Raw genomic sequence first — 24,420 nt, 5'->3', positions numbered from 1 at the left:
CTGCGTCAGGGGGGATGCTGCGTTGCGGCGCGCATTTTCACCCCGCCCGCGCCTCGCCAAGGCCGCAATGCCGGGGCAGGATACAATCTCGCCGGCTCCATTGCGCGGCGATCGGGATCATGACGCCGCCACCCGCCAAATCCGCCGAGACCGTGCTGCCGCCCGATGCCGTCGCCCCGGCCACCACCGCCGCTGCGGGCGTGCGCGGTCGGCTCGGGCTGCTGCGCGCGCTGGCGCTGCTGCCGGCGCTGGCCTTCCTCCTGGTCGTGCTAGCGCCGCCGCTGAACCATGACGTCTCCGCCGTCCTGAATTTCTCGGAGCGCTGGCTCGCCGGCGAAGGCCTCTACCGCGACCTGATCGACGTCAACCCGCCGCTGATCTTCGTGCTGACCTTGATCCCGGCGGCGATCGCGGCCTGGACGCCGCTCGACGGACCGCAATCCCTGCTGCTCTGCATGCTGCTGCTCTGCGCCTTCGTCTGGCGGCTCACCGTGCGGCTGCGGGCCGGGCGGGAGGAAGGGCCCATCGAGGCCGCGGCACTCTCCGCCGTCGTGCCATTGCTGATGCTGATGGCCGGCTATGATTTCGCGCAGCGTGAGCATCTGATGGCGGTCGTCGCCATCCCCTACGCGATGCTGGCGGCGCGCCGCATTCAGGGGCCACCGGCCTCACGCCGGCTTGCCGTGGCGGTCACGGTGTTGGCCGCTCTCGGTTTCGCCCTGAAGCCGCACTTCCTGGCGGTCCCGGCCCTGGTCGAAGGTTTCGTGCTGCTGCGGCGCGGGCCGCGCCGGGCGCTCGTCGATCCGATGCCCTGGCTGATGGCGGCCATCTGGCTCGCCTATCTCGCCTGCATCCCGCTGCTGTTCCCGGATTATTTCGGCTACGTCGTGCCGCTGGTCTGGCAGTTCTACGTCGATCTCGGCGTCTTCAGCCCCTTCGACGTGCTGATCTCCCCGGTGCTCGGCCCGGCGCTGCTGCTGATGCTCGGCGCCGCCGCCATCGCCTTCCGCCCGCGCGAGGGGGCGGTGCTGCCGACCGTGTTGGTCATCGCGGCCGCCGGCGCCTTCGCCTCCGCCTGGGTGCAGCACAAGGGCTGGAGCTACCACGCGATCCCGATCGCGATCCTGTCCTCGGCGGCGCTGGCGGCGGGCATCTCGCGCTGGTTCGATGGCGTGGTGACGCCGGTGCGGCGCCCGGGCGTGGCGCCCCTCATCGCCGCCGCCATGGCGGCCTGCATCGGCGTCTACGCGGCGCGCGGCGAAGCGCCCTGGCGCGAGTTCTGGTTCAACTGGGATCGGGCTGGGAAGCTGACGGATCTGCTGCGGCGCGAGGCGTATGGCGAGCGGCTGCTGGTGCTGAGCCCGGATATCTATCCGGTCTATCCGGCGCTGAACTATGCCCGGGCGCAATCGACGCTGCGCACCATGAATCTCTGGCTGCTGCAGGGCACCAACCGGACCTGCCCGGAGAATGGCGAGCGCTATCGCCAGACCTGGGAGATGAGCCGCGCCGAGTTCTTCGTCTACCGCACGGTGGCGGAGGATTTCGCACGCGCCCCGCCGGCCGCGGTGCTGGTGGCCGACAACCCCGGCATTCCCTGGTGCGGGCGGGAATTCAACTTCATCGACTATTTCTCTCGCCATCCCCTCTTCGCGGAGACCTGGCAGCGCTATCGTCTGGGCGGCACCATCGAAGGCTACAAGATCTACGTCCGGGAGGATTGAGTGGCGTACCAGGAGTATCTCGGGCGCACCGAGTTGCGCGAGGACCGGCTCGACCTGCGCCTCGTGCAAGGGCTCGCCGCGACGCTCGGCCGCGCGGCGCCTGAGGGCGACATTCCTCCGCTCTGGCATTGGATGCTGTTCCAGGACTGGCGGGTGCCGGACGAGGTGGGCGAGGACGGGCATCCGAAGCGGGGCGGCTTCCTGCCGCCGGTGCATGACTTGCCACGCCGGATGTGGGCGGGTGGGCGGCTCGATTTCACCGACAATGCGCTGCGCGCCGGCGACGGCGTCAGCCGCCGCTCCACCGTCGCGAAGATTAGCGAGAAGACCGGCGGCTCCGGCCGCCTGGTCTTCGTCACGGTGCGGCACGAGATCGGCAATGACCGCGGCCCGGTGCTGACCGAGGAGCACGACATTGTCTATCGCGGGACGGAGGGCGTCGCGGTGAAGGCGGCGGCGCCGGCGCCCGACTGGCCGGACGCGGCGCGCGCCACCCTGGTGCCGGACCCGCTGATGCTGTTCCGCTATTCCGCGCTGACCGGCAACGGCCATCGCATCCATTACGACCACCCCTATGTGACCGGCGTTGAGGGCTATCCCGGCCTGATCGTGCATGGCCCCTTGCAGGCGACCCTGCTGGCGCGCCACGCGCTGGACCAGGCACCTGGCGCGCGGCTGGCCCGCTTCGCCTTCCGGGGCATGCGCCCCTGCTTCGATGGGCGCGCATTGACCCTGCTTGCGCGGCGCGAAGGGGCGCGCGTGCTGCTCGAGACCCGTGATGCCGAAGGCTGCACCTGCATGGCGGCCGAGGCGGATCTTGCCTGAACGAGGTCCTGAGCGTGATGACTTGAGGCCCTTCGGGCCGAAAAGTCTGAATTACGCGATCAAACGATGCCTTGGTGATGACTTGAGGCCCTGTGGGCCGAAAAGTCTGAATCGCGCGATCAAACAAAGTTCCTACAGCACGGTCGTGAGCAAATGCGAGCGGATCGGGCTGTAGCCGCGCTCTCTGTCCCGACCGGGGCGGAGGCGGTGCGCGGCATCGGCCTGGTCGTCATCGGCTATCTGATCATCACCGGCGCTGATGCCGCGGTGAAATGGGTGTTGCCTGAGATCGGCATCGCCATGGCCATGATCTGCCGCGGCACCATCGGCATGGCGGTGCTCGCGATCATCACGCGCGGGCGCGGCTTCTATCCGGTGGACAAGCGGCTGCTGGCGGCGCGCAGCATCCTGCATTGCTGCGTCTCCGCCTGCTGGTACTGGGCCTGGGTGCGCGCCGTGCCGCTGGCGGATTCTTACGCCGTCGCCTGTGCAACGCCGCTGCTGATGACCCTGCTCGCGATCCCGCTGCTGGGGGAGACGGTGGGCTGGCGGCGCATGACCTCGACCGGCATCGGCTTCGCGGGCGTGCTGGTGATGCTGCAACCCTCCGGCGATCTCTGGAGGATCGAGAGCCTGGTGCTGCTGGGCGCGACCTGCGTCATGGCGCTGACCCGCATCTGGACGCGGCTGCTGTCGCGCACCGACAAGCCGGCCACCATCGCCTTCTGGCTGATGGCGGCGCATGTGCCGATGGGCCTCCTGCTGCTGCCGACCTTCCCGCCGCCGGCCGTGCTGCCTTCGGGCGGCGTGATGCTGGCGCTGCTGTTCTTCGGCGCGGCGAATGCGGTGGCGCATCTGCTGTTCAGCCGCGCCTTCGCGCTGGCGCCGATCGGCGCGCTGGCGCCCTATGAGTATACGCCCTTCATCTACGGCATCGGCATCGGCTTCCTGATCTGGAGCGAGGTGCCGGCCTGGACGACGATCCTCGGCGCGGCGCTGGTGATCCTGGCCGGCATCTACAACCTGCACCGCGAACGGGTGCGCCGCGCGCAGGAGCGGCGCTGATGCCGCTCCGCCATGACATCCGACGCGGCGCCATGCTGATGCTGGGCGCGACGGCCGCCTTCACCGTCATGTCGGCGATCGTCAAGGAAGCCGGGGAACGCCTGCCCTTCGCAGAGCTCATGTTCTTCCGCAATGCCTTCGCGCTGCCGGTCGTGCTGGCGATCGCGCTCCGTCGCGGCAGCGGCTGGACACTGCTGCGCACCAAACGCTTCCCCGGGCATCTGCTGCGCGCCTTCACCGGCACGGCTGCGATGTCCTGCGGCTTCTTCTCGCTGACCATACTGCCGCTCGCCGAGCAGACGGCGCTGAGCTACACGACGCCGCTCTTCGTCACGCTGCTCTCGATCCCGCTGCTCGGCGAGAAGGTCGGGATCCATCGCTGGTCTGCGGTGCTCGGCGGCTTCGCGGGCATTGTCGTGATCGCGCTGGGGCAGGGGGCTTTCCAGGGCGAAGGGGAGATGTCCCGGCTGCTGATGATCGGCACCATCGTCGCGGTCTCGAACGGCATCTTCTCCGCGGCGACGACGCTGCTGGTGCGGGGGCTTTCGGCGACCGAGAGCTCGACCACCATCGTGATGTGGCAGTCGCTGCTTATGACGGCGATCACCGGCCTGGCGCTTCCCTTCGTCTGGGTGACGCCGACCGCGACGGAATGGCTGCTGCTGATCGGCATCGGGCTGTTCGGTGGCATCGGCCAGGTGATGCTGACCGAGGCCTATGCGAGTGCGCAGGTCTCCTCCATCGGGCCTTACTCCTACAGCTCCATGCTGTGGTCGATCGGGCTCGGCTGGCTGATCTGGGGCGACGTGCCGGGTACTACGACGGTCGCGGGCGCGGTGCTGATCGTTGCCGCGGGCCTCTATATCCTGCATCGTGAACTGATCCGGAGGCGCCAATGAGCATTCGTCATGTGCGGGATGACGCGCTGTCCCATGGCGCCGTCGAGCAGACGGCACCTGGCGTGCGCCGCATCCTCTGCAACAATCCCGGCGCCTTCACCTTCCGCGGCACCAACACCTGGATCATCGGGCGCGGCCGGGTCGCGGTGCTGGATCCCGGCCCTGCCGACGCCGATCACCTGGCCGCGATCCTGCGCGCGGTCGAAGGCGAGACGGTCACGCATATCCTGGTCTCCCACACCCATCGCGACCATTCGCCGGGTGTCGCGGCGCTGCAGGCCGCGACCGGCGCGCCGAGCCTTGGCTTCGGCCGGCATGTGACGCCGCCGGAGGCCGGGGGTGAAGGCGGCGATCACGGTTTCACGCCCGACATCCTGCTGCCTGACGGCGCGGTGACGGAAGGCGATGCTTGGCGCGTCACCGCGCTGCACACGCCGGGGCATTGCGCCAACCATCTCTGCTTCGCGCTGGAGCATGACGGACCTGCCGGGATCCTGTTCAGCGCGGATCACGTGATGGGCTGGTCGACCAGCGTGGTCAGCCCGCCGGACGGCAATATGGCGGACTACATGGCGAGCCTCGGGAAGCTCGCGGCGCGTGACGACGCGCTGTACCTGCCCGGCCACGGTCCGCCAGTGCGCGACCCGATGCCCTATGTCGCGGCGCTGGCGGCGCACAGGATGGAGCGGGAGGCGAAGGTGCTGGATGCCGTGCGCAGGCGCGGCCCGGCAACCTCCGCCGACCTGGTGCCGCCGGTCTATGGGCCGGAGCTCGACCCGCGGCTGGTGCAGGCGGCGGCACGCAGCCTGCTGGCGCATCTGGTGAAGCTGGAGGCGGAGGGGTTGGCGGCGCGGGACGGGGAGCGCTGGCGGGGGAGGTAGGACACGCTGGGCGCCAAGCTTGTGCCCAGAAACCTACCGGACCTTCGGCTTGCCTGCTCCGGATGTCTTAGCCCGCGCCGCAAAGATTTCGTTGAGCCGCTTCTCGGCCAGGCGCCCGACATTGGCTGGACTATAGCGCTCGTTGACGAGCGCCTGTGCTCGCTGCGCCCTGGCCGCGGCCTCGTCTCGATTGTGGAAGACGTGGGACATGATCCGCGCGCAGTCGCTCACGCTGGGTTCGGCCCAGACCTGGCCCTCGGCGTGGACATACTCATCCGCTCCGACCTCGGTCAGCCGATAGGGAACGGGGTAGCCGGTTTCCTCCGAGAGGAAGTCGGTGCTGCCGGAGTAGTCGGTCGCGATGACCGGCTTCCCGAACGCCATGGCTTCGACCATGCCCAGGCCGAAGCCTTCTGCGCGATGAAGGGAGACGTAGCAGTCCGCTGCCTTGATGAGGGCGAGCATTTCCTCGCGATTGATCGTCTCGTCGATGATCGCGATGCGATTGTCGTGTTCGGCTTCGCGAAGGAGTTCCTCCTTAATGTCCGGGTAATGGTCGATCGCTCCGGTGGATTTGATGATCAGCCCCGCCCGCGTGGAGACATCGGGGAAAGCGAGCCGGAAGGCCTGTAGCACTGCCTTCGGATTTTTTCTGGCGGGTGAGGAATAATAATCGAAGGAGAATAGGAAATAAAAACGATCTAGCTCGATGTTAAATCGCTGCCGTCCTTCCACGGGCACCGGCGGGAGTTCTAAAGAGGGTGGGATAACTGTGATCTTTTTTCTGAAAATTGGCGTAAAGCTATTGGCAACAAAATTCGTTGGTGCCCATATTTCGTCTATATGGTCAAGGTTCCTTCTCCATGATTCCGGTGCTTTCCCAAGCTCCCAGTATGTCCGAAGAATATTGTAGCTGCGGTCGAAATGTGATTCGCTGATATGGTTGAAGATTTGCGGCAATTCATCGGGCGAGACCTCAATGATATTGGCGGCATGAGCCCTGACCTCATCGTAGCGTTCCGGCATGTAGCTTCCCACCCGGCGGCCTTCGACGCCGACGCCGAATGGATAGATGCGGAAGCTGATCGCCGTTCGCGACAGGGCCAGTGCTAGCCCCCGCAGGGACTGCCCCAGACCGAGCTGGGCGTCGATATAGCCGATGAGCAAGGCCGAGTTGGCGTTTGGTTTGGCGCGGAAGGGACGTGCAGCGGCCTCTGCAGCGGCTTGCAGCCAGTGCGCCGCCCGGCCCTGAGCGATGATGTGGCTAGCTCTCTTCGTGCCAGTTCGCGCGGCCGTCGCGAGCCCTTTTTCGCACCACATCGCTACAAACCGCGAGATCAGATGCCGGGCTGTGCGGATCTTCCGCAGGATCACCTGGGCCAAGCGCCTCTCGTCTTCCCAGTGAACGACCATTCAACAATTGCTTCCGAGGTGGTGGTGGCGGCGAAGGATGGCGGTGCGGCAGTGCCGTAAAGAGGCGTGCGTGGGTCGGATATCCCGCTCGACAAGCGGCGACAAGCCAATACACCAAGGCAGATCGAGAGCTCCGATGGCGGTGTCTGCGGCCGCGGGGATTGGCGGCCTGCATCAGCTCTGAAAGGTCGCGATCGGCGGCAGAGCACGGAGATGGGGGGGGCGCGGTATGCCGTCACTATTCAGCGACAGCCTGCCCAGATGTCGTCGGTCTCTGGAGTGGATTTCGATTGGCGGCACCCACAGGCCGCGGGCTGCCCGCCGTGCCTCTGCCGAAGCTGAGGGGAGCTGACGAGTAGGACAGGGAAAGTATGCCAGGATTGAAGGCAGCGCTCTTTCGCTAAGGGCAGTGGTTATTAGCCGGGGCGCGAGGCCCGGAGGAACTCGTCATAATCAGCTATTCGCTCGCTCGGATCATAGAGTTCGCTCGCGAGAACGAGCAGGGCTGCGTCCGCCGAATGACCAAACTGAAGGGTCCAAATGCCGGGCGGAACATACAATCCACGATCCGGACTCGATAAACAGATCATGTCCCGCTGGCGGCCATTATCCATTGCCACAGTGAGCGTGCCGTGAGTGGCCAGAAGAAATTGATGTGACCGCACGTAAGCGCCGCCTCCTCGTGCCCAGCCGTCAGGTGCGCCGTCGATGACGTACAGCCGCTGCGGCACGAAGGGCAATGTCGAGGCCAGTGACCACGCCGAGAGTCGCCCTCTGGAATCGGTATTGATCTGCGTTGTGAATATCTGCCAATCAGCCTCGGCAGGCAGTTCTGATTGAGACGAAATCACTTCAGAGCCCGCGTAACCGATAATGCGCGCCGGATTCCCGACGACCACCGCATTAGCGGGAACATCAGCCGTAATCACGGTTCCGGCGCCGACCATCGCGCCAACCCCGACCGTTACGCCGGGAAGGATCGTGGCGTTGGCGCCGATGGAAGCCCCGCGCCGGATGAGAGTAGGCGGCATCGCCTTGCGCGGCACCCGGCTTCTTGGAAAGAGGTCGTTCGTAAATGTGGCGTTCGGGCCGATAAAGACATCGTCTTCAACCCGAATGCCGTCCCAGAGCTGGACCCCGCATTTGACTGTAACGCGGTCCCCGATAACGACGTCATTCTCTATGAAGACGTGGTCGCATATATTGTTATCTGAACCGATAACGGCACCCCTCAGAATGTGAGCAAATGCCCAGATCCTGGTTCCAGAACCGATAGCTTTGCTTTCACAGAGGGCGTTTGGATGAAAGGTGGGTGGCGAGCTCATATCGTTCTGTCTCACTCTAATTCGGGGAGATCATTCTTCTCGCGCTTCGCGACGATAGCATTTGGTCGACCGCGAACATTCTCGCTAATTCGCCATACATATATTCCTATGATTCCTAAAGAGAGGAGTGTCATAAAGCCGAAAAACAAAATCGCTATCATTATGGGAACGTATCCGGCAACAGTAATGTCCCCAAACAACCATGCCAGCATGACTACGGTGGCAATGGCGATTGAAAGTATGCCACCAATGGCGCCTACGGCGACGAGCAACGAGATCGGCAAGTCCGAAAAGGCGAACACGCTGTCCAAGAAATACCTGAAGCGCTTCGCAAAAACCCAGGCGCTACGGCCTTTCGTGCGGGCACGCCTGTCGTAGGGAATTTTGACTCGACGGAATCCAACCCAAAAAAGCTGCCCAATGAGTGAGCCTGCCCTTTCGTCAAGGCTCAGCAGGGCGTTGCGGACTGCTTCATTGCAACCAAATACATCGACACCACCAGCGGGCACGTCTGAGATCACGAAGCGCCGGTATAAGCGCCAATAAATATTAGACAAAAATCGTGACATTCTAGGATCTTCGCGTGAGCGGCGGACGCCCAGACAAAGATCAGCACTGCCTTTAGTCAGATCGTCAAAAAATTTCTCAATTAATTCAGGTGGTTCCTGCATATCCGCGGCCATTACGGCGAAGTAGCGACCGCGAGCCGCTATCAAACCTTCGCGAATAGCAGAAAATGCACCGAAATTACGAGAGAGTACGAGTAGCTGCGCTGGAAAACTGAGCTTTTGCAATGATGCTCGCAAGATAATTTCACAATTATCGGGCGATGCATCAACGACGAAGACCACCTCCAGCCCGTTTACTCGCGTCGCGAGATCGCTGAGAGCAGGTATTAGGTCAGGAAGATTTTCTTCATTTCTGTAAACCGGGATAACTAGGGAGCAAGTTATATCTTCCATTATAGCTTCTGGCCGTTCCACAATTCATACCATGATTGCATTGAAGGCTCGCTATGCTTTCGAAAACACATTGAGGCGGGCGGTACCCACGCAAACAGTTCGCGACTACGAGATCCCATAACACTCCTCTCCATTGTACCCATCCTAGCAGTAGGAACCGCCAGCGGGAACTGTCTGAGCAGGAGTCGCCACGATCATGCACGCGCCGCGTCGTAGCGCCCAGACGCGGCGCCAGACTGCCGGAAGTCGCCTCGCCATCTTAACTGAGTGAGCCGCCGGGAGTGGACTGCCCTCGGGCCAGTCTCAGCCACGGAGGGCAGATGTGCCGCTGCAGCCCTCCTCCAGCCCGGTGCTCGCTGCGCCTTGACAGCGGCGTCCGCAAGCCGCGCATCTATGGACATGAGCCCCACTCCCACCATTGAGGCCCGCCTCGACCAGCTAGAAAGCCGTCAAATCCTGCTGCGCGAAAGCCTGATCCGGGCCTTCTGGGAGCAGGCAGACCGCCTGGACGCGCTCACGCTCCCTGGGCGCCGGCTGCGCTGCCCGATCTGTGACCGGGAGGAGACGCGCGAGCGCCTGGAAAAGCGAATTGATCAGTGCCAGTTCGGCGGTGGCCGTCTGGAGCGCTACGAGTGCCAGGGGTGCGGCGGGGTTTTCGGGCCAGCGAAGTTTCTCGACCTGTCGCCCGAGATGGTCAGCACGGATTACCGCCTGCTCTACGACGGCTATGCGGAGGCGAACTCGACGGCGTCCGAGATCCGCGCCTTCCGCTCCCTGCTCCCCGAAGCTCCCGGTCCCTACCTAAACTGGGGATGTGGCCGGTGGAGCGATACCATCCCTACCTTGCGCGCCGAGGGCCACGATGTGTGGGGATACGAGCCCGCTGCCCCGCCGGTGGACGGCGGCTTCATCGTCGGGGACAAAGGCCACATCTCGGCGCAGTTCGCCGGCATCTTCTCGAACAACGTCATCGAGCACATGCTGCGGCCGGTGGAGGAGTTTCGCTACTTTCACTCCATACTGAAGCCGGGCGGCCGAATGGCGCACGCATCGCCCTGCTATGAGTACGCCTATGCGAGCACTCGGTTCCACGTGATCTTCCTGACGGGGGATGCGCCTCATGTACTGGCAGAGCGCACTGGTTTCCGCGTCGCGGGCCGGGAGCAAGAGGGGGAGTTCATTAACTGCGTGTTCGAGAGGGTCTAGGTCACCAACTCATAAGCGCGAAGCCAAATACGTGTAGCGGTGAGTTTGACGATACCAGGTAGTTAGCAGCAAGTTTGTCATATCGGGTGGCGGCGGCGCGTAGTGCAGCGGAGGCAGAAAATGAAAGCCGCGCAGGCGATCGGCGCTCATGTGGCGGCGGACCTGCAAGATCCACGCTCTGGCCAACGTGCAAGGCCGGCCGATCGCTTCGTCGTGACGCCCGGCAATGTTGCCGATATCAGCGTTGCTGCAGCCCTTCTCGAGGACATTGCGCCACCACAGCGCCTGCTCGCTGACAGGGCCCTATGACGCGGACCACCTCCGCCACAGGCTGGAGCAGCAGGGCACCGCTGTCGTTACCCGTCCACGCGCAGCCGTCGCAGGCCCTACTACCCACTCGACCACAACGCATATCGTCGACGGAAACGTCATCGAGCGCATGTTCTGCCGCCTGAACGATTGGCGCTGCATCGCTACCCGATACGACAGGCTCGCCAGGAACTTCCTCTCCGCTCTCGCTCTCGCCGCACCGCTTCTTTCTGGCTGACCTAATAGAGTCGACAGCTAGACGGTATCCGGGAGGTATGCCAAGCGTCGGGGCCAAGCGGGGAGAGGGCTGTGACGATTCGGGTCAGGCAAGCGGTTGCGGATGTGGCGGTCCTATGCGCGGCATCCATGTGCATGCCGGCACTATTTGCCATATTGCGTCGCCTTGGTTTTCCTCTCGGGCTACGAGTGGTCCCCATGGGAGAGGATTATAATTGGGTAATAATTCTGAATGCGTCAAGCGTAGCGGCCCAGGCCCAAACATTTTGGTCAATGAATGACCGAAATCCACTTTCCCCCTGGTGGTATATTATCGCGCAATACTTGTACATGGGTCTCCCCAACGGGCCTCTGCTAACGCGCTTGGCCATGAATCCGCTTCTTGCGATATCCGCGTATGTGATGGTCCGATGTTTGGCCCCAGTTTCTGGACGAGGTCTGGCGCTGTCAGTAGGGATTCTCGTTGCTTGTTGGACGTTTTCAACTACAGTTGATCAGATCTACTGGAATTTCCTTGGTGCTCTTGCGTTGACGATGCTGTGTATCGCTTCTTTTGCCGTGTGGAGTAACCGCGCCGGCAGGGAGGCGACGGGATGGTATGGAATTTCTTTGTGTCTGTGGTTTGCTGCCTTTGCAACATATACATTTCAAGTTGGAGCCATTCTTGCGGTCTCGGTTCTCGTTATTGCCTACACTTCGCTGAATAAGATTTCAATTTCAAAATCAATCGGCGAGTTGGCTAGAATAGTTACTCCTTTCGCTGTTATTTTGGCGCTATTTATCCTGATATGGACGACGGCACGTAATCCATTAATGAGTGATTATTATAATCTTAATATAAACGTGCTGTTCACAAATTTAATCCCGTCATTATATTCGGGTCTATCCCCAGTTCGCTATTTCGGATTCGCAAATGTCGCATTTGCGTCAATGGGTTTTTGGGCCCTTGTGCCGTCTGTGCTTACAGCAATACTGGTGGGGGGTGGGATATATAGTCTCATCCGCGCGACCGTCCCCAGCGTTCGGGAGGCGGTGTCGGTACTATGTGTCGCATTCTGCATTATTCTGCCAACCGTGCTGATTGAATCCATGTCGTCGACATGGTCCGTTGGCATGCGATGGGTGATGGTGGATCAAGTCTGGCAGCCGCTTCTTTGGCTCAGCGTTACGTACTGGATTACAGCAATATGGCCTTTCCTCCGTTTGGCCTTCGCGTTCATAACCGGAGCGATGGCTGCCTGTGTCATGCTATTGTCGCTGGGACATAACGTCGCTCAGAACCGTGCTGCAGTTTATGAAGTTGCCCTTCGGGAGGGATCGAGGCAGATCGCGGCGAACTGGATCGGCCGCCTCCCGCTGCACATCATCATTTTGATGGAAGAGGGAACGCGGCCGGATGTTATGAATATCCGGATTGCTCCCGTCTGGTTTGGAGGCAGAAGCGTAACACTCCGCACATTGTGGCGAGGGTCCGCACCACCGGAGGCAGCACATGCGGGGTGGTGGGATGTCGTATTTGATGACAACGGCGTTCGGAACGTTGCCATTGGTGGCGGGGCGGCACCCTACGATCAAGTTGCTATCGCTCGCTTTGACGGACGCGAAGTCCGGTTGGTCGATGTCTTACGTCCTGAAGACGTAATTGGCTTTCCCGTGCGTTGGCAGAGGTCAGGCCCGCTGTCGCCAAGATAGTGACAGCTGCTGTCGCTGGTACCGAACGTCTGGGCTATTCCGAACTGGCATCGTTCGGGTCAGAAGCCCTTTCGCCGCGCAGCGGCCACCTTCTCCGGTGACAAGCCCAGGGAATCCACCGCAGCGCTAGCTCGCCGCACAGCGGGGTCGCCGCGAGCCAGCCCGAACCCGCCGAGCAGCTCCGTTAGTTTTTCGCGCGCTTGCCTGCGCGGCGCATCCGCCACTACAGCCTGCAGCAGCGGTAGCAGCGCATCCGCATAGGCCTCCGGCGCGTGTCTCGCGCATGCCACGGTACGGCCGCGCTCCCCGATGGCCATGCCGCACGTCGGATCGGTCAGAAAGGATTCCAGGTGACGCATCACATCGAGCGCTTCGGCTTCAGGACGGCAGAATAGCGCGGCATCTCGCGGCAACTCCGCGTAGCAGCCGTGATCCGTGACCAGCACGGGGCGCGCCGAGGCGAGGGCGGTGACGACCGAGGCCGAGGCCCCCTCCAGCACCGGGTTCCGTAGGCAGCAGACGACATCCACATCTCGCATTCGACGGACGAACTCGTCATCACTCACCCATCCCGTGATCTCGGGGGTGCGCATCCCGAGTTGCCCTGCCAGGCGCTCGAACGACGCGCGGTGATGCGGCTCCGCCGGGCCGATCACTCGCAAATGCACGCGGTGCCGCAACAAGGGCGAGGCGGCGATGGCCAGCATCACCTGGTCGACGCGCTTGTTCTCGTTGGCGTGGCCGAGCACCGCGACGGTCAGTCCCGCGGGCCAGAGCGGAGGGGGGGGCGGCAGGGAAGGCGCGACATAGGCGAGAGGGATCACTGCCACAGGGCCATCGCAGGCGGCACGCAACCGCTCAGCATAATGCTCGGCATGGGCGACGCCTGCCGCGCATTCCCGCGCCAGCCATTCCAGCATGGGGCGGCGGCGCGCCATCTCTGGTAGCGGCAGTCCGAATGGCTCGCCTTCTGGCATGGATTCAGCGCCATAGAGCTCGCGCGGTACGACCTGCAGCAGTGCCTCCTGCCCTGTGGAGACTGCATGCATGCCGAAAAGGTTGGCGATGAAGGCGTCATGGAACACGCCGACCGTGCGCACGCGGTCCAGCCGTCCCGGCAAGGCGCCATGATTGCCTAGGTGATCGCCGATCTGCGCCACGACCAGGTCGAACTCCGCTGTCATCGCCTCCGGCGACATCTCCACCAGGCGGCACAGAGGCCCGGGTGCCGGGCGCGGCGGAAGGGCGGCGGTCTCGCCAGTCTCCGTGCGCAGCACGCTGACCCGATGTCCCCGTGCGGTGAGCGCTGCCACCACCTCCACGCTGTGGGCCGCAATGGCGGAGTGCACATGCCAAGGCGAAGCCCAGCCGATCCGGAGCGCCGTCACGATACCAGCCTCTTGATGGTGCTCGGCCAGTCCAGCCGTAGGGCCGCCATCGCCTCCTGCCCGGCCATCCCCATGACGCGCGCCCGCGTGCGATCCGCGGCCACGGCGCGCATCGCGGCGGCGAGGGACTCCGGCTCGGGTGGGACTACGTAGCCGTTCTCTCCGTCCCGAACGACGTCGAGCACGCCACCTGCATCGGTTGCGGTGATCATGGGCTTGGCCGCCTGGAACGCCTCCATGGTGCAGTAGCCCAGGCTGTCCTCGTCATAAGGCAGGTAGGCGACAGCGAGCGCATCATTCACCAGCGCCGCGAGTTCCGCGCGTGGCAGAAAGCGCAGGTCGAGCGTCAGCCGATCTTCTACGGCTTCCTCTGCGGCCAGGCGCCGCAGCGCCTGCTCATCCGCTGGCGCATCTGGGGGGCCTGCGATGATGAGGCGCAACCCCGGTGCGTGGCGCAGCGCCTTGATCAGCAGCGATTGCCGCTTGCCGGCGTTCACCCGGCCCGAAGCGAGGATGTACCCGCCGTCCTCGCCACCAGCGAAAAGCTCCGGGTCGTTCAGCGGCGGCCGGAGCACCTCGCTGTCAAAGCCATTGTAATGCTTCAGTCGCCGCGACGTGATCGGTGCGTTGGTGTAGATGCGGCGCGCCTCGCTGAAGGCTAGTGCATCGCCGGCGCGGATGGCACCGAGGATGCGCTGCCCGGCCGTATCCTGCTCGATATGGCTCTGCCCTGCGTCCAGCAGGTCATAGGCCTGACGGAACTGATGCAGCACCCACAGCACCTTGTCGTGCCAGGGCACCATGTAGGCAGGGAATTTGAGCGCGATGACCCGGTCCACGTTCCAGAGCCTGATCTGGCGCGCGATCAGCATCTCATCGATCAGTCGCTCGGGCGGATTCCAGGAGAACGGTAAGCGCATCCCTTCCGCCTCATGCCCTTGGCGGCGGAGATTGAGCACGAGATGCTCGTACAGTTCCTCTGCACCCCCATGCACGAAAGGCACGAGGGTGCTGAGCACCAGGATCTTCATGCCAGCAGTCTCTCGATCGCCGCGCCCCAGTCGATGCCAAGCGCCGCGACGCGCTCTCGCGCCGCCGCACCCAGCCGTGCGGCCAAGGCCCGGTCCTGCCAGAGCCGGTCGAAGGCCGCACCGAGCTCAGCTGGATTAGGCGCGGTCAGCAAGCCGTTCTCGCCATCCACCACGAATTCGGCCACGCCTCCGGAATCGGCGACGGTGATGGTGCAACGGCTGGCATGCGCCGCCTCGATGGTGGGATACCCGTAGCTGTCCTCGTCATAGGGCAGGTAGGCGGAGGCGAGGGCGCTGTGCAGCCGCGCGGCCTTTTCCTCTTCCGTGATCCAACGTTCCTCGAAGGTGACGCGGTCGGCTACGCCGAGGCGCGTCGCCATGTCGCGGAGGGAGCGCGGGTAATCCGGGTTGCCGGAGAGCCCGCAAAGCCGCAGCCGGACCGGGCTGCGCGCATGCGCCATCGCCTCGATCATCAGATGCTGCCGCTTGTGATGTTCGACGCGGCAGATGGCGACGATCTCGTCGCCATGCTCGCCGCCCACGAACATCTCCGGCCGCAGCACCGGCGGATAGAGTACCTCGCTCTCCATCCCGTTGAAGCGGCGTAGCCGGTCACCGACCACGCGGGAATTGGTGAAGATCCGGTGCGCCTCGGACAGGCATTGATTGTCCATCGCCATGATGGCAGCCCGTAGCGCCTCGCCGCCAGCATTGTGCACCACCGCGCTGTAGGGGGTGTCCCAAAGGTCATAGTACCCCCGCAGGTGATGGATGAACCACACCACCTTGCACCTGTGCCGTACCGTGTGGGCGGGTGGGCGGATGGTGATGACGCGATCGAAATACGCGTCCAGCTCCATCATGCGGAAGGCAGCGGACTGCGAGAGGATCTGATCTTGGTATTCAACGAAGGGCAGGTAGATCGTCTCGGCCTCATGGCCGTGCTCGACGAGCTTCTCGTGAAGCCAATCGACAATGAAGCGTCCGCCGCCGCTGATCAGCGGGACCGCAGTGGAGATAATGCCGACGCGCAAGGGAGGTGTTGCCTTACGCTGTGCGCAGCGCCGGATACTCCGAGAGTGGAGCGCGCAGCATTAGGAGGTTGACGGAGAGCATCTGCTGCAGGGCGTCGAGCGGTCGCGCCGGGCGAACCAAACCCTTCATCTCCTCCACCTCGTAGATCCGGAAGCCAGCTTGCACGAAGGACGACATCCATTCGGCAGGAGTGATGCCAGCGCGTTGCAGATGGCTCGGGCCGAACTCCAGCAGCAGCGCCAAATCAGGATTATCGGCCACGATGCGGGTCATGCCACGCCACACCTCGAGCTCGTAGCCTTCGACGTCGATCTTGGCGAGCCGGATGCGCGTGCCTGGCGGCACCAGCGCGTCCAGCGGCTGCACAAGTACCTCCTCGGTCGGCCCTTCCGTGATGGGGTTGATCAGGCTTGATTCGCCCAGCACCGGCCTAATGGAAAGCCGCGCCTTGCCCGGGCTGGCGCCCGCTGCACATCCATGCACCACGACCACTTCGTCGAGCGCGTTCAAGGCGATGTTGCGCCGTAGTAAGCCGGCTACGCGTGACCCGGGTTCGACGGCGATCACACGCCCCCCCGGGCCCGCAGCGCGGGCCGCGGGCAAGACGGTTAGCCCCAGATGCGCGCCAACGTCGATCACCGTGTCGCCGGGCTTGATCAGGGCCTGAATGACAGTGATCGTTCCCGGCTCCAGCCGGCCACCACTGTCGATCAGATGAGCGATCAGCCGGTCATCCTCAGCCGGAAGCAGCAGATAGCCTTCCGGCGACCGGACCATCACCTCTGTGCCCAGGGGCACAGCGACGCGCTGGACCAGGCGGGCGGCCATAGTCGTCAACTCGCCCGTGGCCCGCAGCGCTTGCTCCAGTTGCTGACGGATGGCGTCGATCGCCCCTTTCGTCGCCCCGGCGAACTGCTGCATATCGAGCCGGATGGCATCGACGCCGAGCTGCGCCACGGCGATGCGCTGCATGAGAGCCTCTATGTCCAGGCGGGCGGCTTCAGCATCGAGGCGGGCGGCGTCAGCTCTATCCCGCGCCTCAGCCTCCATCCGCAGCAGTATGCCGGAATGCTCTACAGCATGGGCCATCCGGAGCTGCAGCCGGTTCAGAAAGGGAAGCGCCAGGGGACGCAGCGGACGGAGCAACCGTCGGGCCGCCCGCCGCGTGAAGGGCAGGTTACTATCGGACACGTACCCTCCATGGGGCCTGGGCAGCGGAACATCGAGTTCGCAAGCCTTATCCGGACGAGGCTGAAGCTGGCAAGGCCAGCGGGCCACCCTCTGGCTGCGCGCTGGGCGTTACCGCGTCGCCGCTATCAGGCGTGGCACCAAGCGTCGGATTCAATCCACGAGGTGAACGGCCATGCTGGCACCAGCAGCGATAGCGGTATTCCGATTCAGTCGAACTCAGCGGGGTGGTCCTGAAGCGCGGATCGCATCCACAAGTGTAGCGCATATGCGTTCGACATCGCCTTCAGTCAGCGTCGGGTAGCTCGGCAGGCTGATGCCACGCGCGGCGATGTCTTCTGAAATCGGCAGAGACAATTCCGGCCGCCGATGATGCGGCATATGGTGCGCGCAGTAGAACACCGGACGTGTTTCGATACGTGCCTCCGCCATGCGCTGCATCACGGCGTCACGGTCCACGCCTGCCGGCAGCAGCAGGCTGATGAGCCACTCCGAGCTTTCTACCTCCGGCCTCGGGCGCTGGAAGGTCACCGGCTGATTGGAGAGCAGCGATCGGTACTGGCGGGCTATCCCGCGCTTGCGCTGCAGGATGCTGTCCAGCCTTTCGATCTGACCGAGGCCGATGGCCGCGGCGATATTGGTCATGCGATAATTGAAGCCCATGGCGATATGCCAATAACGGCGCTCCGGATCCATACCCTGGCCCTTGGCGATAGTCAGCTTGCGGAGCATGTCCGCATCCCGCGCCATCACCATGCCGCCCTCTCCGGTCGTGACGGTCTTGTTCCCGAAGAAGCTGAAGGTAGCAACATCGCTGAAGCTGCCGACATGGCGGCCCCGCCAGGTGCTGCCCAGGGCTTCGGCGCAATCTTCCACCATGGCGAGTCCGTGCGACCGCGCCAGTGCGTGCAATGCATCCATGTCGCAGACCGCGCCATACAGATGCACCGGCATGATCGCGCGCGTGCGCGGTGTTATGCGACGAGCGACATCCGCTGGGTCGACTAGCCAGTCTTCCTGCCGGATCTCGGCGAAAACAGGCACCGCACCGGCCTGAATGATCGTGTTGACGGAAGCGATATAAGTGAAGGACGGGACGATCACCTCGTCACCGGGCTTCAGATCCAGGCAATGCAGCGCCAGATGCAGGGCGACGGTCCCGTTACAGACGGTCGAAACATGCGGATTGCCGACAACCTGGCCGAAGGCGTCCTCGAAACGGTTGATGAATTCCCCTCGTGAAGAAATCCATGTGCTGGTGACAGCTTGATCGACATAGCGGCGCTCATTGCCGGAGAGATCGGGTTCGTAGACCGGCAGGAACGCCGCCATTGCGCCCTGGGGGCTTGTTGCTGGACGCGTCATTCTCGGTTCCTTTCAGATGCCGCTCACAAGCCGCAGGGGCAAGCTGGCGCGCCGCTGAGGCTTTAAACTAGCAACAATATCAAGCCAGTGAAAACGGTGGTGATGTCTGCGGAGGCTTTCCCATAATCACCGCAACGTAATCGGCGGCCACCTGCCCCCAATTTCTCTCGCTTATGACTTGCAGGATCGAGGTCTGGCGTTCCAGCAGGGAGGCTCGCTCCTGCAGCACGGATCGGATGAGCTGAGCCAGCTCCTCCGGATCATATGGATTGAAGACAGCATCGCGAAGCTCGGGCACTTCTGAAATCAGCTCCTGGACATGGGGACCGTTCGCCATGATGCATGGAGTGCCCACACTGACGGCTTCACTGAACGGGAACGGGGCTCGCCCCCCTTCGAAGACCGAAGGATGAACGGCGAGTGCCGCGCAATGGAACAGGGCTGCATGGATATCGTCGGGCAAGAAGGGCATCGATATCACATCATGCCTCAGGCCATGCTCACCAAGCAGCGCATCGAGGGGCAATCCAGGGTGTATGCCCGCGGTAACGATAAGCTTGACGTCTAGCAGATCCCGCCGGAGGAGGATGCGGACGGCCTCGATCACGACCTGGAGATTTTTGTTGGGCCGATCCTGAGTCGAGACGACGAGATAGGTGACTTCCTCGAACGGAAACTCACGAAGGTAAGTCCATTCCCGATCGGCGGCATATTGGCGCAGCATCTCTGCTGCGAGGGTCCGGGTTGGCGATGGGGCTTCCGCCGAAGCCAGGAATGGCAGCAGATGTGCAAGTCGTGGCGGCGCATGTGGGACCACGTGGCAGCGCTCGGGCGCCACGCCAAAAATGCCAGATGCATGCCGCCGTGCGACATGCTCGGAAAAGGTGATCACCGGGTCACCATCGGCAAGCAAATGCCTGATTCGTGCCTGCCATTCTGCCCAAAAACCCCCGTTGACGAAGTAATCGTTGGTCCAACCAGCAGCGAACTCCACAGGGATAGCATCGGGAAACAGAACCGCCTTCGGTTTCGGCAGCAATGTCGCAGCATTAAAATAGGGCATGAGCACCAGCCAGCCATCGACCGGCATCGACGTTGCTGCCTTGCGAGCCAGGTCGGCGATCGACGGCGGGATGATCGGACCTTCACTCTCATCAGGCCGTGCCGCCTCGCGCGCACCTGCCGCCAGTGACCCGGGTTCATCGGCTGGTTCCCCCGTGGCGATCCAAGCCTGAAGCAATCTGCCCAGGCGGCGGCCGAGACCAAGGGGAAGCCGATCCAGCCAACCGACGGCGAAACTGACGCCGGTTGCCGGATGGCGGTATGCCTCCCGGATGACCTCCAGTCGCGGCCGCAGATGCGGCCAAAGCAAGCGCCACATCGGGCGCAGCATCGCGCGAATGATAACCAGCGGCATCGACATGATGCCGAGGACAAGGATGCTATTGCCCATGGTGCGCGGCGACAGCCGCGCCCATTTCGGCAAATCCGGGGAGGCGGCCGGGAGGGACTCCTCGACTGCCGGCGCCGATGAGGAGATGGCCGCGCTTTGCATGACGGCTTCGGGTGCCGTCGCATTGACCAGCCAGTCGACGCCTTCTCTCGCCTGCAGCCCGCGCAGGAAACTGCGGGCCTGCTCGGCGGAGGATGGCGGCACGGCGACACAAAAGATGCAGCATCGCGATCTCGCCGCGCCCTCGATGAGGAAGCCCAAAAGTCGCGACATGCCCTCGACGGCGAAGGAGGAGCCCTCTGTTCGTTCCAGCCAAACCCCGATCTTCGGCCGCGACGTCCCGGGCGCCGGGATTACGCGCATCTCATCGCTCACTGGATGGTCACGCCTATCCCGGGCCGGTGCAGCGTGACCGCCGCATAGGCCGCCGCAACCTGCGCCCAGGTATTGCGCGCTAGGTCGGCATAGACCTGCCGTTGACGGTGCAAGGTTTCCTCGCGGTTGTTCATCACTTTCAAAATGCGCCGAGCAAGATCCTCCGCGTCGTAGGGATCGAAGATGTCCTCGGCAAGGTCATGATCGGCGCGCCCCTCCGCGACATGTGGTCCCTGGGCCACGAGGCATGGCGTGCCGACGCTGATCGCCTCGCCGAAGGGCAAAGGCATGCCGATGCCTTCAAATACCGCGGGATGAACGGCGAGCGCGGCGCAATGGAACAGCGCGGCGTGCTCGGGTGCAGGCAGGTCGGGCATGGCGATGACGTCATGCTCCAATCCGACCTCGCGGATCTGGCGGCCGAAGCCTTCGGCCGGATCCGGTGTGGCGGTGACCACCAACTTCAGGCTCACCAAGTCGCGCCTGAGCAGCCGCAGCAAGGCTTCGACGACAATACTGAGGTTCTTGTTCGGCCTGTCCTGCGTGGACACCACCACGAAGGCGGTCTCCTCGAACGGAAAGTCGCGCAGATAGGTCCAGCCACGCTTGGCCGCATGTTCGCGCAGCATGGCCGCCGCTGCGGCGCGGCTGTCCGGAGTCGCGGCCATGCATGACGCCACTCCGGGCAACAGGGGAGCCAGATTTGGCGGCGCCAGTGGGATGACATGGCAACGCTCCGGCGCGACCCCGAGCATTCCGATCACATGCCGTCTGGCCACATGGTGAGAGAAGGTGATGATCGGGTCGCCCTGGTCGAGAAGCAATCGGGTGCGTCGAAGCCAGCGATGCCAGGTGCCACCGGGTTGCCACTCCGCGTCGCGCCAACCGTGAGGAAAGTCGAAGGGCATGGCGTCCGGGAACAGCACTGCACGCGGGCCGGGCAGCAGGGTCGCGGCCGAGTAGTTCGGGAAGAATATCAGCCAGCCATCGACAGGGAGACGGCCCAAGGTGAGGGCCAATGTCGCCGAGGCCGGGTCGATCAGTACCGGATCATATATCCGCTTCTCCGCTTCGGCTGCCGGCAGAGGCGGAAGCTGATCGAGGCGCCACAACTCCAGCAGGCGCGCCGGACGCTCGCCGAGATGGAAAGGCAATCGCCGCAGCCAGGCCGCGACCTCAGTCGCGCCGTTCACGGGGTCGCGAGCGACTCTCATCAGCATGGCGAAACGCCGCCAGAGCGGCCGCAGAATCGGCCGCAGCAGGCTGCGCAGAAGTGCCAGGGGAAGCAGCATCACGCCAACCGCTGCCAGCACGACGCCGGCTGCACGAGGATGCGGGCTGCGTACCCATGCTGGCGCCGGCGGAACGGGCTCCTTGGCGAGGCTGGGCTGCTCTTCGGGAAGCTGCGGCGCATGCAGCGTCCAATCAACTCCCTCGGTGGCCTTCAGGCTTCGCAGGAAGCGATGGGCATCGGCGGCGACGGCGCTCGGCACGGCAACACGAAAAGTGCAGCATCCACATTGCGCTGCGCCTTCGATGAGAAAACCGAGCAAACGCGACATGCCTTGGGCCACAAAAGATCCGCCAGCAGGCCATTCCAACCAGACGCCGATTGCCGGGCGAGGCAGAGTCGGGGAGTTCATGGTGCGAGCAGGGTATCGAGCAGACCCTGGTAGGCGCGAACCCGTTCCTGAGGATCATCGGCGACGAGCACATGACGCGGCGCCTCTCCTGCGCGCAGCCGGCGCTCGGCCTCGCGGAGCGCCGCAGCGGCGGCCCGGGCATCGGTTGCCGGAAACCAAATCCCGTCGATTCCGTACCGATCCGCTAAATACCGCATGGACGGATAATCGCTGCTAACGAAATGGCGCCCGGCCCGAGCCGCATCGAAGGCGGTGAAGGTGCCGTTGTCCATGATCACGTTGTGCCAAACAAAGGCGGAATCGGCGATCAGGTCGAGAAAGGCGGCATCATCCGCTTCGCCGGCGAAGGCGATGCGTTCGATCAGACGTGGCCTGTTTCGCAGCGCCTCCGCAAATGGGTGATCAGACGCGGAGGCGGGGCGCAACTGATCAGTAGACGGACCGCAAATGAGGACGTCCAACCTGCCGTCGAATTCCTGCCAATAGAGGCGGAGCGCCTCGAGCGCCTTCAGGTGGTTCTTGTGTCTGGCGGGATTGGTGACCCATAGAATGCGATCACCTGGCGGCCGCATCTGGGGCACCGGCGTATCGCGCACCGGATCGATGAGAGTTGGCACGAGCTTGACGTTCCGGCTGACCACGCCGGCGTAGCTCACGGTGTCGGAAATGGTGCGGGGTGTGGTGGCGAATACACACCGCGCATGGCGCCAACCAAGGAAGGTTTCGTCGGTCAGCTTCTTGTGCTCGGGCGTCCTGAATCGCTCAGCTTCCGGCACATAGCGACTGATGTGGTCGGCGCAGTAGATGATGCGCGGCCGCAGCGGCGCCACATAGCCTTCCAGCGAAGTGCCGAAGACTATCCAGCCTTCGCAATCGAGAAAGTCGTGAAGCCCATCACGTGGCATCCAGCCATAGGTGACAAGGCCCTCCGGAATCAACTCACGCGCGGCCATCACATTGAGAATCGCGGGTGGCTTGAAAGACCAATCCAGCTTGCGGATACTGAGACGATAAGATGCCTGCCGGGCCCGCGCCTCGAACGCAGGCCAATCGTAAGCCCCATCGCGACGAAAGCCGATCACCACTTCCAGCGGCCGCCCGTCGGGCGCCCGCAGGTCGCCGATCGTATCGGCCAAAGCCCAGGCGTTCCGCAGCATGCCGCCATGCCAGATGGCGGGCAAAAGTATCGCAACGCGGCAATATGGGCCACGGACGGCGATCGGTAGCATTGTGTACGGGCTTCCCTCAAGTATGCCCTTTTCCAATAGTCACCTGTGGCTGACAAGTGCTGCCACTCTGTATGACGCCAGTCAGCGGTTGCGCAACGGCTTGGCGGGGGTACCTCCAACCCGGCAATCGGCCTCTAGATTCGATACAACGGCCGAGCCGGCTCCCACGATCACATCGCCTCCGATTTGAATGCCGGGCCGCACCGCCGTGCCAACGCCGATCAGGGTCCGATCGCCGACGACGACGTTGCCGGCAAGAGCACAACCAGGCGCTATATGCGCGGCGGCACCGATGGAATTGTCATGATCGACCACGGCTCCGGTGTTCAGAATGCTCAACTCCTGCAGCACGGTTTCTGTGCCGACTACGGCGCGCGCCATGACGACCACGCCCTGCCCGATTCTCGCGGAGGGCGAGACAAGGGCGGATGGGTGCACCGCAGCGGGCAGCAGGTAGCCCATTTCCTGCAATTGGCGGCCAATGCGCTGGCGCAATCGGTTGTTCCCAAGTGCCACAAGAGCAGCCTGCACGCCCTCCTTGCGCAGGCGCGGCAGCAAGGTGTCGTCCCCGAGAACTGGGAGGCCCAGCACCTGCGCCCCGAGCATGTCGGGGGCGATAAAGCCGACGACGTCATGGGACCCGAGGGCTCTGAAAACCTCGAGCACCACCTTTGCGTGACCGCCAGCGCCGACAATGACAAGCTTCATGCGATCTCCAGAGCGATTGGTGTAATGGTATCGCGCATAAAGGCACTGCGGTGCTAGAAAGCCGCGCGCAACCCAGGAAAGAGTGCAGCCGTCAAGGCGTTCCAGTTCCCGTTGCGCCGTATAGGCCATGCCTTTTTGCACCAGCAATGGCTCACCATGTCATTTCCACGCTGGGGCCTCAGGGCAGCGAAGCGCGCTGCCCGGGGCTGTCAGAACGTTCTGAGTTAAGAATATTCCGGACAAATTGGTGACTGCCCTCGTTGTGCCCGCTTGCCGGCTTCTGGCGACGGTTTCAGACTGTGCTGCCTTGCGGGATTCTCCGCATCCGCACCTCATGGTCAGGCCATTGCCCAGCGCCGGCAAAATTCTGGCTCAGGTGCAGTGAATAGATGGGGGTCTATTGTAGATTGGGTGAAAGAATGGAAATTCTGTTCCATAAGAGTATATTCTAGTAAGAATTGGTCGAA

The 24,420-nt window shown here is 63.4% G+C and carries 20 protein-coding genes and 1 pseudogene; 9 read left to right on the top strand and 12 right to left on the bottom strand.

What is annotated here, in order from left to right:
* Nucleotides 1-119 precede the first annotated feature (119 nt).
* The 5 genes from GXW71_RS19630 to GXW71_RS19610 all read left to right on the top strand — a co-directional run bounded on the left by GXW71_RS19630 (nt 120) and on the right by GXW71_RS19610 (nt 5,394).
* On the top strand, nt 120-1,724 hold the full coding sequence (locus tag GXW71_RS19630; RefSeq protein ID WP_246526716.1) for a hypothetical protein: 1,605 nt from the start codon (nt 120-122) through the stop codon (nt 1,722-1,724).
* Entirely contained in the window at nt 1,725-2,549 is an 825-nt protein-coding gene (locus GXW71_RS19625) for an FAS1-like dehydratase domain-containing protein (protein ID WP_211854281.1), read from the top strand. It abuts the gene before it with no gap.
* A gap of 207 nt (nt 2,550-2,756) precedes the next feature.
* On the top strand, nt 2,757-3,614 hold the full coding sequence (locus GXW71_RS19620) for a DMT family transporter (RefSeq protein WP_211854280.1): 858 nt from the start codon (nt 2,757-2,759) through the stop codon (nt 3,612-3,614).
* Complete coding sequence (locus GXW71_RS19615; RefSeq protein ID WP_211854278.1) at nt 3,614-4,513, top strand: DMT family transporter; 900 nt, start codon at nt 3,614-3,616, stop codon at nt 4,511-4,513. Before GXW71_RS19620 ends, GXW71_RS19615 begins: the two co-directional genes overlap by 1 nt.
* On the top strand, nt 4,510-5,394 hold the full coding sequence (locus GXW71_RS19610) for an MBL fold metallo-hydrolase (protein WP_211854277.1): 885 nt from the start codon (nt 4,510-4,512) through the stop codon (nt 5,392-5,394). Before GXW71_RS19615 ends, GXW71_RS19610 begins: the two co-directional genes overlap by 4 nt.
* 33 nt (nt 5,395-5,427) lie before the next feature.
* On the opposite strand, the gene GXW71_RS19605 is transcribed toward GXW71_RS19610, so the two are convergent.
* From GXW71_RS19605 to GXW71_RS19595, 3 genes are all read right to left on the bottom strand, one after another.
* Nucleotides 5,428-6,768, bottom strand: coding sequence for a glycosyltransferase family 4 protein (locus GXW71_RS19605; RefSeq protein WP_367617335.1), 1,341 nt, complete (start codon nt 6,766-6,768; stop codon nt 5,428-5,430).
* Nucleotides 6,769-7,223: 455 nt separating this feature from the next.
* On the bottom strand, nt 7,224-8,132 hold the full coding sequence (locus GXW71_RS35230) for a WxcM-like domain-containing protein (RefSeq protein WP_211854275.1): 909 nt from the start codon (nt 8,130-8,132) through the stop codon (nt 7,224-7,226).
* Nucleotides 8,133-8,143: 11 nt separating this feature from the next.
* Entirely contained in the window at nt 8,144-9,094 is a 951-nt protein-coding gene (locus GXW71_RS19595) for a glycosyltransferase family 2 protein (protein ID WP_211854274.1), read from the bottom strand.
* A 399-nt stretch (nt 9,095-9,493) separates the two neighbouring features.
* Between GXW71_RS19595 and GXW71_RS19590 the strand changes: the two genes are divergently transcribed.
* From GXW71_RS19590 to GXW71_RS19575, 4 genes and pseudogenes are all read left to right on the top strand, one after another.
* Nucleotides 9,494-10,300 carry a methyltransferase domain-containing protein gene (locus GXW71_RS19590; protein ID WP_211854273.1) on the top strand — a complete coding sequence of 269 codons (807 nt, stop codon included), beginning with the start codon at nt 9,494-9,496 and terminating at the stop codon, nt 10,298-10,300.
* Nucleotides 10,301-10,420: 120 nt separating this feature from the next.
* Nucleotides 10,421-10,609, top strand: a complete 189-nt coding sequence (locus GXW71_RS19585; RefSeq protein WP_211854358.1) for a hypothetical protein — start codon at nt 10,421-10,423, stop codon at nt 10,607-10,609.
* A gap of 109 nt (nt 10,610-10,718) precedes the next feature.
* Nucleotides 10,719-10,847, top strand: a pseudogene (locus GXW71_RS35615) (IS5/IS1182 family transposase); the annotation flags it as partial.
* A 368-nt stretch (nt 10,848-11,215) separates the two neighbouring features.
* Entirely contained in the window at nt 11,216-12,538 is a 1,323-nt protein-coding gene (locus GXW71_RS19575) for a hypothetical protein (RefSeq protein WP_211854270.1), read from the top strand.
* 59 nt (nt 12,539-12,597) lie between these two features.
* Here the strand turns inward: GXW71_RS19575 and GXW71_RS19570 are convergent, their stop codons facing one another.
* From GXW71_RS19570 to GXW71_RS19530, 9 genes are all read right to left on the bottom strand, one after another.
* A complete protein-coding gene (locus GXW71_RS19570; RefSeq protein WP_211854269.1) occupies nt 12,598-13,737 on the bottom strand; it encodes a glycosyltransferase in 1,140 nt (379 codons plus the stop codon).
* Between the two features lie 185 nt (nt 13,738-13,922).
* On the bottom strand, nt 13,923-14,957 hold the full coding sequence (locus GXW71_RS19565) for a glycosyltransferase family 4 protein (protein ID WP_211854268.1): 1,035 nt from the start codon (nt 14,955-14,957) through the stop codon (nt 13,923-13,925).
* The gene (locus tag GXW71_RS19560) at nt 14,954-15,991 is read right to left on the bottom strand and encodes a glycosyltransferase family 4 protein (RefSeq protein ID WP_211854267.1); all 1,038 of its coding nucleotides are present in this window, start codon (nt 15,989-15,991) and stop codon (nt 14,954-14,956) included. The genes GXW71_RS19565 and GXW71_RS19560 overlap by 4 nt, the downstream gene beginning before the upstream one ends.
* 13 nt (nt 15,992-16,004) lie before the next feature.
* A complete protein-coding gene (locus tag GXW71_RS35485) occupies nt 16,005-17,183 on the bottom strand; it encodes an FkbM family methyltransferase (protein ID WP_211854266.1) in 1,179 nt (392 codons plus the stop codon).
* 216 nt (nt 17,184-17,399) lie between these two features.
* The gene (locus GXW71_RS19550; RefSeq protein ID WP_246526715.1) at nt 17,400-18,545 is read right to left on the bottom strand and encodes a DegT/DnrJ/EryC1/StrS family aminotransferase; all 1,146 of its coding nucleotides are present in this window, start codon (nt 18,543-18,545) and stop codon (nt 17,400-17,402) included.
* A 79-nt stretch (nt 18,546-18,624) separates the two neighbouring features.
* Nucleotides 18,625-20,373, bottom strand: a complete 1,749-nt coding sequence (locus GXW71_RS35480; RefSeq protein ID WP_211854265.1) for a glycosyltransferase — start codon at nt 20,371-20,373, stop codon at nt 18,625-18,627.
* On the bottom strand, nt 20,370-21,935 hold the full coding sequence (locus tag GXW71_RS19540) for a glycosyltransferase (protein WP_211854263.1): 1,566 nt from the start codon (nt 21,933-21,935) through the stop codon (nt 20,370-20,372). Before GXW71_RS19540 ends, GXW71_RS35480 begins: the two co-directional genes overlap by 4 nt.
* Nucleotides 21,936-22,012: 77 nt before the next feature.
* Nucleotides 22,013-23,173 carry a glycosyltransferase family protein gene (locus GXW71_RS19535; RefSeq protein ID WP_211854261.1) on the bottom strand — a complete coding sequence of 387 codons (1,161 nt, stop codon included), beginning with the start codon at nt 23,171-23,173 and terminating at the stop codon, nt 22,013-22,015.
* 153 nt (nt 23,174-23,326) lie between these two features.
* The gene (locus GXW71_RS19530) at nt 23,327-24,082 is read right to left on the bottom strand and encodes an acetyltransferase (RefSeq protein ID WP_211854260.1); all 756 of its coding nucleotides are present in this window, start codon (nt 24,080-24,082) and stop codon (nt 23,327-23,329) included.
* Between the last annotated feature and the right edge of the window lie 338 nt (nt 24,083-24,420).

The sequence above is a fragment of the Plastoroseomonas hellenica genome, from assembly GCF_018129085.1.
In the GTDB taxonomy this organism is placed as follows: domain Bacteria; phylum Pseudomonadota; class Alphaproteobacteria; order Acetobacterales; family Acetobacteraceae; genus Plastoroseomonas; species Plastoroseomonas hellenica.
Note: the sequence above shows the minus strand (reverse complement) of the source record. Positions and strands in the feature narration are given on the sequence as shown.